General features: G+C 39.4%; 9 protein-coding genes. 8 read left to right on the plus strand and 1 reads right to left on the minus strand.

Annotation, left to right across the window (positions count from 1 at the left end; genetic code table 11):
• Positions 1-5 precede the first annotated feature (5 nt).
• The 6 genes from HMPREF0519_RS08715 (at position 6) to HMPREF0519_RS08740 (ending at position 7,845) form a co-directional block, all read left to right on the plus strand.
• A complete protein-coding gene (locus HMPREF0519_RS08715) occupies positions 6-1,625 on the plus strand; it encodes a peptide ABC transporter substrate-binding protein (RefSeq protein WP_003635541.1) in 1,620 nt (539 codons plus the stop codon).
• A 427-nt stretch (positions 1,626-2,052) separates the two neighbouring features.
• Positions 2,053-3,678, plus strand: a complete 1,626-nt coding sequence (locus HMPREF0519_RS08720) for a peptide ABC transporter substrate-binding protein (protein WP_003559332.1) — start codon at positions 2,053-2,055, stop codon at positions 3,676-3,678.
• Positions 3,679-3,808: 130 nt separating this feature from the next.
• Positions 3,809-4,729, plus strand: coding sequence for an oligopeptide ABC transporter permease (gene opp3b, locus HMPREF0519_RS08725; RefSeq protein WP_003559334.1), 921 nt, complete (start codon positions 3,809-3,811; stop codon positions 4,727-4,729).
• 14 nt (positions 4,730-4,743) lie between these two features.
• A complete protein-coding gene (locus tag HMPREF0519_RS08730) occupies positions 4,744-5,778 on the plus strand; it encodes an ABC transporter permease (protein ID WP_003559336.1) in 1,035 nt (344 codons plus the stop codon).
• Between the two features lie 10 nt (positions 5,779-5,788).
• A complete protein-coding gene (locus HMPREF0519_RS08735; RefSeq protein ID WP_035462589.1) occupies positions 5,789-6,886 on the plus strand; it encodes an ABC transporter ATP-binding protein in 1,098 nt (365 codons plus the stop codon).
• Complete coding sequence (locus tag HMPREF0519_RS08740; RefSeq protein ID WP_003559340.1) at positions 6,883-7,845, plus strand: ABC transporter ATP-binding protein; 963 nt, start codon at positions 6,883-6,885, stop codon at positions 7,843-7,845. The genes HMPREF0519_RS08735 and HMPREF0519_RS08740 overlap by 4 nt, the downstream gene beginning before the upstream one ends.
• 103 nt (positions 7,846-7,948) lie before the next feature.
• Here HMPREF0519_RS08740 and HMPREF0519_RS08745 read toward each other — a convergent pair whose 3' ends face one another.
• Positions 7,949-8,602, minus strand: a complete 654-nt coding sequence (locus HMPREF0519_RS08745) for a histidine phosphatase family protein (protein ID WP_003635543.1) — start codon at positions 8,600-8,602, stop codon at positions 7,949-7,951.
• A 274-nt stretch (positions 8,603-8,876) separates the two neighbouring features.
• Between HMPREF0519_RS08745 and helD the strand changes: the two genes are divergently transcribed.
• The gene (helD, locus tag HMPREF0519_RS08750; protein WP_003635545.1) at positions 8,877-11,171 is read left to right on the plus strand and encodes an RNA polymerase recycling motor HelD; all 2,295 of its coding nucleotides are present in this window, start codon (positions 8,877-8,879) and stop codon (positions 11,169-11,171) included.
• Positions 11,172-11,308: 137 nt separating this feature from the next.
• Positions 11,309-12,232 carry a type I pantothenate kinase gene (gene coaA, locus HMPREF0519_RS08755; RefSeq protein WP_003559345.1) on the plus strand — a complete coding sequence of 308 codons (924 nt, stop codon included), beginning with the start codon at positions 11,309-11,311 and terminating at the stop codon, positions 12,230-12,232.
• The last annotated feature ends 76 nt before the right edge of the window (positions 12,233-12,308 follow it).

Consider the following 12,308-nt stretch of genomic DNA (forward strand, 5'->3'; position numbering starts at 1 on the left):
ATAGTATGAAGTTAAAATCAGTTATGAAGATAGGTGGGGTTGGGGTACTTTCTGCTTTAGTCCTTGCAGGATGTGGCAGCAAGTCTTCTCAATCAGGAAACAGTTCTCAAAAGGTAAAATGGATGATACCGGCAGCAATTTCATCGATGGATGCATCCAAAATAACGGATTTGTATTCTTCACAAGTGCTGAATGCAACTAATGAAGGCCTTTTGAAGATGGGTGAGAACAAAACAACACCCGGAGTTGCTAAAAGTTATTCCGTTTCTAAAGATGGTAAAACTTGGACCTTTAATCTTCGGAAGTCTAAGTGGAATGATGGAAAGCCTGTCACTGCTAAAGACTTTGTGTTTGCATGGCGACGGACTGTAACGCCGAAAACGGCTTCCGAGTATGCTTACAATTTTGCCAATATTAAGAATGCTTCAAAGATTAATTCAGGTAAAATGTCACCAACCAAATTAGGGGTTCAAGCTGATGGCAACTATAAATTAGTTGTCCATTTGGTGAAACCTCAAAGCTACTTTAAATATTTGGTATCTCAAGGCTACTATTTCCCAGAAGAACAGGCAGCTGTAAAAAAAAATGGCTCTGCATATGGGACAAGTGCTAAAAAGAATGCTTATAACGGACCATTCTTGTTGAAGGGATGGACCGGTACAAATGATACCGCAAAGCTTGTGAAGAATAAGAGCTATTGGAATGCTAAGAATGTTAAGTTACAACAGATGAGTATTCAAACGGTTAAGGATCCTGCGACTGCTCTGAATAGCTATGAAAGTGGGAAACTTGATTTCACAACTTTGAATGGTACTCAAGTTAAACAGTATAAGAATAATAAGGACTATCATGATTACCTTGAAGCTTCAACCTCTTATATGGAAATGAATGAAAAGAAAGATTCAATCTTTAAAAATAAGAATATCCGTCGAGCACTATCACTTGCCATTGACAAGAATCAATTAGCAAGCAAAGTTATTGCGGATGGTACAAAGGGAGCCAAAGGATATGTTCCAACAAAGATGGCTTCCAGAAATGGGAAGGACTTTGCCAGCCAAGCTTACGTTAAAACAGGTGTGGAATATAATTTGACGAAAGCTAAGAAACTCTGGGCCAAGGGTCTAAAGCAAACAGGCAAGAAGTCGGTTTCACTTTCACTGCTTTGTGATGACATTGATCAGACAGTTAAGAATGCACAATTCGTTCAGAGTAATTTGGAAAAGTTACCGGGATTAAAAATCACAATTCAAAATGTGCCATTTAAGAATCGCTTGAGTCGTTCCCAAAATGGTCAGTTTGATCTTGTTCTTTCTGCTTGGATTGCCGATTATCCAGACCCATCAAATTTCTTGGACCTCTTCACATCCACTAATTCATATAATAATGGTCATTGGAAGAATTCAGAGTATGATGCCTTAATCAAGAAGTCTGAAAGCACGGATGCTAATAATGAAGCAGCCCGTTGGAATGACATGGTTCAAGCTGAAAAGATTCTAATGAATGATCAAGGAATTGTTCCATTAACACAAGAGGCTCAATCAACTTTGATGAAGTCTAAAGTTAAAGGTGTTCAATTCTTCCCAACATCACCACAATGGGATTGGAGTAAGGTTTCGGTTAAATAAATAGGCAATTAATAAACTAGATGCTTTCAGGAAATTATTTAAGGGATTGGAAATAAGCAAAGTGATATGCTTGTTCCCGATCCTTTTTCTACTCTTATTATGTTAGGATGACCGTTATTTTACTGGGAGTACTCTGTGAATGTCAGGTAGATAAATTAATTTTTGAAGCGTTTCAATTAGTATAGTTGTCGTAAAAATTCATTTAAATTCAAATTTTATAACTTTTCTTCATAATTTTTTTTTGCGATTTGGAATTTAAAAAGCTAGTCGTATCAACGCTTTTTGTTAAAACAAACCTCACAAAGCCATGTATGGCAGTACTATGAATCTGGATTAGTTGATCAATGTATTGCTTTTAATAAAGTTTTAATTTAAAATATATTCATTGCCGAGTTAGTAAAATTATATTGAAGGGAAGTATTTCACGATGAAAATCAATTCAATCGCGAAGCTTGGTGGGGTAGTACTGCTATCTGCATTAGTACTTGCAGGTTGTGGTAGTAAGTCATCACAATCAGGCTCAAAGAAGCAGGAGCTACGATGGCAGGAATCTTCTAACCTACCAACTATGGATCTTTCAAAGGCTACGGATCAAGTTTCAGCTGAAACTTTAAACGCAACTAATGAGGGATTACTTAAGATGTCGACGAACGCTAAGGTTACGCCGGGGGTTGCCAAGAATTACACAGTTTCAAAGGACGGAAAAACTTGGACATTCAATCTTCGTCACAGTAAATGGAGTGATGGCACACCGGTTACAGCCAAAGACTTTGTTTATTCATGGCAACGAACGTTAACACCTAAAACTGCTTCACAATATGCGTACATATTTGACCATATTAAGAATGCAACTAAAGTTAACGCTGGAAAAGCACCCGTTTCAAGCTTGGGAGTTAAGGCCGACGGGGATTACAAATTAGTTGTAACTTTAAACCGACCTCAAAGTTACTTTAAGTATTTGGTAGCCAATGCAGAATTCTTCCCACAGAAAGAATCAGCTGTTAAGAAGTATGGTTCTAAGTATGGGACACAATCCAAGTACATGGTTTATAATGGACCATTCAAGTTAACCGGTTGGAACGGGACTAACGATTCCTGGACGATGGTGAAGAACAACGATTACTGGAACAAAAAGAATATCAAGTTGGATAAGATGAAGATTATTGTTTCAAAGGATCCGTCAACAACCTTGAATCAATATAACACCAATAAACTTGATGCAATTACATTAAGTGGTTCTCAACAAGTTTCACATTATAAGAATGATAAAGATTACAAATCATACCTAAATGCTTCAACCTTCTACTTGGAAATGAATCAGAAGAAAGATCCAGTTTTAAGAAACGTTAATATCCGTAAGGCTATTTCAATGTCAATTAATCGAAAGCAGTTAACAAACAAGGTTTTTGCTGATGGATCTGTTCCAGCTCGTGGCCTAGTGGCAGCCAAAATGGCTTACCGAAATGGTAAAGATTATGCTGATCAGGCTGAAGTGAAGTCGGCTGATTCCCAGAATCTGGCCGAAGCTAAGAAGCTTTGGGCTAAGGGCTTGAAGGAAACAGGTAAAAAGTCCGTTTCACTTAACCTGTTGTCCGATGATACACCGGCAGGGAAGAATTCGACCGAATTTCTTCAAAGTCAGTTGACTAAATTGCCTGGTTTGAAGATTACCAATCAGAACTTACCGTTCAAGACGCGTTTGCAACGTTCTCAAGATGGTAACTTCGATCTTGTTATTTCCGCTTGGATTGCCGACTTTCCAGACCCAATTTCATTTCTTTCATTATTTACTTCCGATAACTCATACAACAACGGAAAATGGAAGAATTCAGAATACGATACGCTGGTTAAGAACGCTGAAGGTAAAGATGCTTTAAATGCCGGTAAGCGATGGGATGACATGGTTCAGGCACAAAAAGTCTTGATGAATAATCAAGGAATCGTACCATTATATCAACAAAGCACACCGAAGTTGATCAACTCTAAAGTTAAGGGTGTTCAATTCTTCCCAACCGCACCTGAATGGGACTGGAGTAAAGTTTCAATTAAATAACTTGAATTTGCGATTCAGGTTAACAGTTCATCTCAATGGAGGCTGGTTATCTACTGTCCAGTCTCTTTTATGTTAAATAGACGTTATTAGTGATTTTCACTAGGATAATTAGAAATGTGAGGAACCTTATATGGCAAAGTACTTAGGAAAAAGAATATTTTATATTATTCTAACTTTGTTTATTGTAACAACGGTCACCTTCTTTCTGATGAAGTTCATGCCCGGGACGCCGCTGACCAATCAAGCAAAGCTGTCTCCGAGCCAAATTCACCAGATTTACAAGCAATATGGCCTTGATAAACCATTATGGCAACAGTATCTAACTTACCTTGCCGGAGCTGTTCATGGTAACTTTGGAACATCGTATCAATTTAGTGATCAACCTGTTTCCTACTTAATTAGCAGTCGACTCGGACCCTCGTTGACAATCGGTGGAGAAGCAATGGTTGTTGGTGTCTTAATTGGAATTATCGTGGGGTCAATTGGTGCTGTTAAGCAAAACACTTGGATTGACACAACTGCAACAATTCTATCCATTCTGGGTGTTTCAATTCCGTCATTTGTTTTGGCGGTTCTGTTACAGTACTATCTTGGATTAAAGCTTAGACTTTTCCCGATTGCTGATTGGGGTGGGTTTATGTACACGGTTTTGCCGACACTGGCACTAGCCGCGTCGCCTTTTGCCGAAACGGCTCGATTCATGCGAACCGAAATGGTGGACGTGCTGAGCTCGGATTACATTGAACTTGCAAAAGCAAAGGGGCTAAATAAGACCGGAATTATTTATCACCATGCCTTACGGAATAGTTTAATTCCGATTGTGACAATTGTTGGTCCTTTGGCCGTTAACATTATGACTGGATCGATGGTTGTTGAAAATATTTTCTCGATTCCGGGAATTGGGGAACAATTTGTTAAATCGATTTTGACAAACGATTACCCAACCATTATGGGATTAGCCATTGTTTATTGTGCAATGTTGTGTGTTGTGCTGTTGATTACCGATATTTTGTACGGACTGATCGATCCACGTATCAGAATTAATAAGTAGGAGGGACACTTAAAATGGCAGATAATGCAAAATCAATTAAAACCGGTGATTTTCTGCCACTGTCAGATGTAGATCGTACACATCTTGATAGTGAGAAAATTGCCGCGCCATCATTGACTTTCTTACAGGATTCGTGGCGCCGTTTAAGACACAGCAAAGCAGCAATGATCTGTTTGGTCATCTTGGTTATTTTATTCATCTTATCGTTTGGCTCAGGGTTATTCCAAACACATAATCCGAATGCAACTAATCCGGATTTGGCTAATTTGCCTCCCAAAATTCCTGGTATTGATATTAATGGGTTTAATGGGACAATTATGCAATCCGGCACACGAATAAACGCTTATGCACAGGCTCATGCACATGCAGGAACGTATTATATTTTAGGAACTGACTACCTTGGCCGTGACCTATTTTCACGGATCTTATTTGGAACTCGGATTTCATTAACCATTGCACTGGTTGCCAGTTTCTTTGATTTAGCATTTGGTGTGGTTTATGGTATTATCTCAGGCTGGCTTGGTGGCTGGGTTGATACATTAATGCAACGGATTATCGAAATCATTTTATCAATTCCAAACCTGATTGTTATGGTCCTTTTAATTGTTGTTTTAAAGCCTGGGATGTCGGCAATTATCATTGCCATAGCGATTACCAGTTGGGTTAACATGGCCCGACTGGTACGGGCACAAACACTGGAATTGAAAAATCAGGAATTTGTATTGGCGGCAAGAACCTTGGGTGAAAGTTCGTTCAAGATAGCCTTTAAACATTTATTGCCTAACTTGGCAAGTGTGATTATCATTAACTTGATGTTCACGATTCCAACCGCAATCTTTTTCGAGGCGTTCCTATCTTATATCGGTATTGGTGTGAGTGCACCACAAGCTTCACTTGGTACTTTGATTAGTGATGGCCAGAAGAACTTCCAATTCCTACCATATCAAATGTGGTATCCGGCTATCGTATTGTCGATTATTATGATTGCATTTAATATTTTGGGTGATGGGCTTCGTGATGCCTTTGATCCAAAGAGTAATAGGAAGTAGGTGTTTTGAGATGGAAAACGAAAAAAATGTTCTTGAGGTAAGAAATCTCAAAATCAACTTCAAAACTTATGCTGGTAAGGTTCAAGCAATTCGGAATGTTAATTTTGACCTTCGCAAGGGGGAAACCTTAGCGATTGTTGGAGAATCAGGATCCGGTAAATCCGTTACAACTCGTAGTATCATGGGCTTAAATGCTCCAAATGCTGAAATTGCCGATGGAACGATTATGTTTAAAAATCAAGATTTGTTGAAGAAAACACGGAAACAAATGGATCAGATTCGTGGCCGTGATATTGCCGAAATCTTCCAAGATCCCATGACTTCTTTGGATCCAACAATGAAGATTGGTAAGCAAATTGCAGAACCACTGATTATTCATAAAGGGATGAAACGGGAAAAGGCCTACGCTCAAGCCCTTGAAATGATGAAATTGGTTGGTATCGAGAATGCCGAGAAACGGATTAATGATTATCCGCATCAATTTTCAGGCGGAATGCGCCAACGGATCGTGATTGCGATTGCGCTCGTTAATTACCCTGAAATTCTGATTGCTGATGAGCCGACAACAGCTTTGGATGTAACGATTCAGGCTCAGATTCTTGATTTAATGAAGGAATTACAAGCGAAAACAAATACCTCAATTATTTTTATTACTCATGATTTGGGAGTTGTTGCCGGCATGGCTGATCGAGTTGCCGTTATGTACGCTGGCAAAATTGTGGAATATGGGACTGTAGATGAAATTTTCTATAATCCTAAGCACCCATATACTTGGGGATTGTTAAATTCAATGCCGACGATGGATACGTCTGGAACAGAATTGCCTTCAATTCCAGGAACTCCGCCAGATTTACTGAACCCACCAAAGGGCGATGCATTTGCTGCTAGGAATAAGTATGCTTTAAAGATTGATACAGAGCAGGAGCCACCATTCTTTAAGGTGTCGGATACTCACTATGCTGCGACATGGTTGCTGGATCCACGGGCACCTAAAGTGACACCACCTGATCAAATTATTGAGCGTCAAAAGCATTTTGCTAAATTGACTCATGAGGCGATCGATACTAATCGTGGTAAACACGTTGAAGAACAGGAGGAGCAACTGTGATCGACTATTCGAAAGCAAAAAAAGTATTACAAGTTGAACATTTAAAACAATACTTTAACGTTGGTAAAGCCGATGAAGTTCGTGCGGTTGATGATATTACATTTGATGTGTACCAAGGTGAAACGTTTGGACTGGTTGGTGAATCCGGCTCTGGTAAAACAACAACCGGTCGTGCGATTATTCATTTGTATGAACCGACTTCTGGGAAAATCCTTTTCAAGGGTGAGGATGTTTCCAAATTGCAGTCTAAGGCACAAAAGAAGACGTTCCGACGTGACATGCAGATGATTTTTCAGGATCCGTATGCATCACTTAATCCACGAATGAAAGTTAAAGATATCGTTGCAGAGGGGATTGACATCAATCATTTAGCTAAGAATGATGCCGATCGGACCAAACAGGTTGAGGATTTATTGGAAACAGTTGGGTTAAACAGAGACCACTCCAGCCGTTATCCCCATGAGTTTTCAGGCGGTCAGCGTCAGCGTATCGGGATTGCCCGGGCATTGGCGGTTCAGCCGGAATTTATCATTGCCGATGAACCTATCTCGGCTTTGGACGTTTCAATTCAGGCACAGGTCGTTAACCTGTTAAAGAAACTTCAACGTGAACGGGATTTAACTTATTTGTTTATTGCCCATGACCTTTCAATGGTTAAGTATATCAGTGATCGAATCGGCGTTATGCATTACGGTCGGATGTTGGAAATTGCATCTTCAGATGAAATTTATGCACATCCATTACATGATTATACGGCTAGTTTGTTGTCGGCCGTCCCGGTTCCCGATCCTGAGTATGAGCGTGCCCGCCAACAAATTCCTTATGATCCAAGTAAAGAGTTTGACGGAAAGCCACGTCAATTGGTTGAAATTGTACCAAATCATTGGGTACGAGCTAGTGAAGATGAAATTCCGATGTATAAAGAGCGTGCCCGAAAGCATTCTCTGTTGAAGGATTAAGTCGTTAATCGACATAAAAGGAAGTTTGGACACCGTCGTCCAAACTTCCTTTTTACTTACTAACTAATCAATATGATTCCAGGATTAAAGAATCGATGATTGCCTAAACATTTTTGCTAACATTATTAAAATAATCAACGGTATAGTTGGTTCCATCCCAAATTACTTTCGTGACGCTGCCGTTTTTAGTTGAAACGTTAACCGGAATATCGCTGAAGTGACTCACAACGTTACGAATTAAGGTTCCGTGGGTTGCAACTAGAATGTTATCGCCATCTTTTGCATTTTTAACGGCCTGGTCAATTGCGGGTTGAAGCCGGTTCCAGAACGCTTGACTGGTTTCGGCATCTTTGTAAGGGTCAGCAGCCGCAATTGTGTCCTCGGCCTTATCGATACCATATTCGGCAATCATGTCATGAAATGAATTCAGACCATGGGGACCGCCAATGATATGCCATGTTTTGACATCATCTTCACCTTCCCAATAACCGAAGTTTAGTTCACGAAAGCCTGCAAGTGGTGTAGTGGTTTTAATGTCTGATGAATTTTGTGACAGGATTAAGCGGCCAGTTTCAATTGCTCGTGGCAGGTCACTACTGTAAGCAGCGTCAAAATGAATGGGACTAAGACGCTTTCCAGCATCAAGCGCATCGTTGACCCCCTTCTCGGTAAGGGATGAATCAATAAAGCCTTGGATACGATGGTACTTATTTAAATACGTTTGACCATGGCGTACAAAATATAGTGAAATTGACATAAGAAACCTCCATATACATTTACTTGAATTACAATAATTGTAGCATAGTTCATTGGGGATTTGGAAGATAGACCAATTTTTAGAATGGATTAATTTTGTTGAGGTGAAATGTTAAAAGTTCCCTTTTGGTAGTATTTGTAAATCTTTTATTTTGATTTTTTTAAAACAGCTGCACAAAAATCATTCGGATTATTGGTCTTGACCACATGCACGTACTGGACTGGAACAGTGAAACATGATAAACTATTAAGCTAATAATTGTAGGGGGTTCAAAATGGCAGATAATATTAAAACACAAGAACAACGCCACCTCAACAGCGTCATCAAAAAGATCAAGATATCAGAAAGCGATCTCGAAAAGAAAATCAAGTCCACTAAGAAAGATGTTAAGGACATTTACGCTAACTTCAATAATGATGTCCACCTCAAGACGTCTACTTATAGTGGCATGATGGAAACTGCCATGTCGATCCGACAGCAACAGCAAATGTTGTCTGAACGGGAGAACCGGCAAGAATACGCTGCCCGTGAATTAGGAACTTTGAATAAACTTGAGAAAAATCCTTATTTTGCGCGAATCGATTTTCGTGAAGGAACCGAAGACCACGATGAAACAATTTATATTGGAATGGCCTCATATACAGATAAGCCGGATCACTACCTGATTTATGATTGGCGGGCTCCTATTTCCAGCATTTATTATAATGGTGGTATTGGAAATGTCACTTATCAGACGCCGGATGGCGAGCAGACTGTTGATGTTAAATTAAAACGTCAATTTCAAATTGAAAATTCTAAGATAAAAACCGTTTTTGATACTGAAGAAGTTGTTGGCGACCAAATGCTTTTAGATGCACTTGGCAGTCATTCTGATACCAAGATGAAGAGCATTGTGACAACAATTCAAAAGGAACAAAACCAGATTATTCGCGATACCAATTCCGAATTGCTGTTTGTTCAAGGAGCAGCAGGGTCTGGTAAAACGGCGGCTGTTTTACAACGGGTTGCCTATTTGTTGTACCAATACAGAGGTAATTTGAATTCCGGCCAGATTATTTTGTTCTCACCTAATCAGTTGTTTAATGATTATATTAATCAAGTGTTGCCCGAACTTGGTGAGCAAAATATGGTTCAGATGACTTTTTATCAGTATAGTTCCCATCGATTGCCAAGTGTTAAGGTTGAAACGCTTTCACAGCGATTCGATGATCAACTTGAGGAAAAAAAACAACAGCTTAATGATTTTAAAGGCGGCTTGGATTACTTTAAAGCCGTGAGTGCCTACGCCAATCATTTAAATACGGAAGATATGCGTTTTCGTAATTTGATGTTTGACGGCAAAGTGTTGATTCCAAAGGAAAAAATTCAGGAAATCTACTACGGCTTTAATGAAAACTATAATCTAAGAAATCGTTTGTCGGCAACCAAGGACCAGCTCTTAAAAATCTTAAATCGACGAGTTCATGTTGAAATGAAAAAGAAGTGGGTTGAAGAAGCCGTTCAAAACCTTTCCCGTGAAGAAATTATGCAAATGCATAAGGAGGGTGAAGAAGAAATTTTAAATTCTGATAAAGAATTTAACTTTTTGGCGCGTCGAATCGTGATTAAAGCATTTAGACGCGTTCAACGGCAAATCGTTCGCAGTCACTTTTTGAGTATTAACAACCAATTCGTCCATATGCTGAGAAACGTTCCGCAGATACTGGATCTTGCGCAGCATGGGATTGATCCTGAAACTTGGAAGCAGGATATCAATGCAACGGTTGGACGTCTTAAGGAAGGCCGTCTGTCATTGGCCGATGCGACCGCGTACATTTATTTGTATGATTTGATGACCGGGAAACGTGGCGATAAGGATATTCGCTATCTGTTTATTGACGAAGTTCAGGATTATTCCGCTTTTCAGTTGGCATTTCTTAAATTCAGTTTTCCACGCGCCAAATTTACGTTGCTTGGTGATTTGAATCAGGCAATTTTTACCCACGAAAATAGTCGAAAACTGTTAGGTGAGTTATCCAGCATGTTCCCAGCCGAGAAAACACGGGTCGTCCAATTGACCAAGTCTTATCGTTCAACGGAACAAATTACAAACTTTACCAAACATATTTTGACAAATGGCGAAGAGATTATTCCATTTAATCGACAGGGCGAATTACCACAGATTTATGTTGCCCCCGGGATGGATGCTGCTGTAGAACAAGTCAAAAATCAAGCCGAAGAAAACCTCTCCGAACATGAGACAACTGCGATTATCGGAAAAACACTTAAAGAATGTAAGCAGTTGGCCACTAAATTGGCCGAAGTCGGTGTGAAGTCGACTTTAATTCGAACAGAGAATCAACGGTTGGTCAAGGGGATTATTATTGTGCCGTCTTATTTAGCCAAGGGGCTTGAATTTGATAGTGTCATCATGTGGGATGCGTCAAAAGCCTGCTACCCTGATGAACGTGACCGTCAATTGGTTTACACAATTTGTACGCGTGCAATGCATCGTTTGACGATTGTGGCTACCAAAGAATTATCACCAATTTTTAAAACCGTTCCTGAAAAGGAATATCAATTCATTTAAAGTAACAAAAGCTGTGGTCAGTAAATAACTTGTCACAGCTTTTGTTTTGAGAAGCCGGTCTTTAGAATAAGAGGCGCTTTTCTAACGGTTAGATGTTATAATTTATTGGTATTCTTGACGGGCGGAGATAACAACTTATGGATGATTTAATCAATTATTATTCGTTTACCAAAGAGCAGTGGAAACATTTCTATAACGAAATTGACTTGCCGTTAACACAAAGTGGTTTGCGGCATATCAAGGCGTTTAACGATCAGATTTCGATTCAGGATGTGTCGGACATTTTTAAACCGTTGGTTCATATGATTCGATTGCAGAAAGATAATTTTGATCAATGGCAGACCATCAAGGCACGGTTTTTGCACAAGCGGGTGCGATCGGTGCCGTTTATTATCGGTATTTCCGGAAGTGTAGCGGTTGGCAAATCAACGACTGCACGGGTTTTGGAGGAACTGTTGACAAACTATTTTACCGGTGAAAACATTAAATTGATTACGACTGATGGTTTTCTTTATTCCAATGCCGAATTAAAAAAACGGGGGATTTTGGATCGGAAAGGATTTCCGGAAAGTTATGACATGGCGAAACTGATTCGGTTTTTAAATGCTGTCAAGTCCGGCGTCCCCGTGATTCAATCTCCGGTATACTCACATCAAAGTTATGATATTATTCCCAACCGGTTTGATATCATTGACCGTCCTGATGTCTTGATTGTAGAAGGGATTAATACACTACAACTGCCAAGCAATGAACAGATTTATGTTAGTGATTTTACCGACTTCTCAATTTATATGGATGCCGAGGAATCATTAATTGAAAAATGGTACTTGGAACGTTTTGGCAGGTTGATGGATACGGCATTTCAGGATCCACATAACTATTACTACAAATATGCAATCGGTGATCGTGATGAGGCCTTTGAGATGGCAAAAGACGTTTGGAAAACGATTGATTTACCCAACCTGAAAGCAAATATTCTCCCGACCAGGTCAAGAGCTGATATGATTATGCACAAGACAGATAATCATATTATTGATCGTTTGTATTTAAGAAAATACTGAATTTTTATTTTTTTCCAAACAATGTTGACCAATCATAGTAAAATCGTTTATTATTTATGTAGCAACTTTGAAAGGG

Origin of the sequence: Lentilactobacillus hilgardii DSM 20176 = ATCC 8290 (assembly GCF_000159315.1) — a bacterium.
Taxonomy (GTDB): domain Bacteria; phylum Bacillota; class Bacilli; order Lactobacillales; family Lactobacillaceae; genus Lentilactobacillus; species Lentilactobacillus hilgardii.

Coding starts and splice junctions, on each gene's coding strand:
- HMPREF0519_RS08715 (WP_003635541.1), top strand. CDS start 6: ATGAAGTTAAAATCAGTTATGAAGATAGGTGGGGTTGGGGTACTTTCT.
- HMPREF0519_RS08720 (WP_003559332.1), top strand. CDS start 2,053: ATGAAAATCAATTCAATCGCGAAGCTTGGTGGGGTAGTACTGCTATCT.
- opp3b (WP_003559334.1), top strand. CDS start 3,809: ATGGCAAAGTACTTAGGAAAAAGAATATTTTATATTATTCTAACTTTG.
- HMPREF0519_RS08730 (WP_003559336.1), top strand. CDS start 4,744: ATGGCAGATAATGCAAAATCAATTAAAACCGGTGATTTTCTGCCACTG.
- HMPREF0519_RS08735 (WP_035462589.1), top strand. CDS start 5,789: ATGGAAAACGAAAAAAATGTTCTTGAGGTAAGAAATCTCAAAATCAAC.
- HMPREF0519_RS08745 (WP_003635543.1), bottom strand. CDS start 8,602: ATGTCAATTTCACTATATTTTGTACGCCATGGTCAAACGTATTTAAAT.
- helD (WP_003635545.1), top strand. CDS start 8,877: ATGGCAGATAATATTAAAACACAAGAACAACGCCACCTCAACAGCGTC.
- coaA (WP_003559345.1), top strand. CDS start 11,309: ATGGATGATTTAATCAATTATTATTCGTTTACCAAAGAGCAGTGGAAA.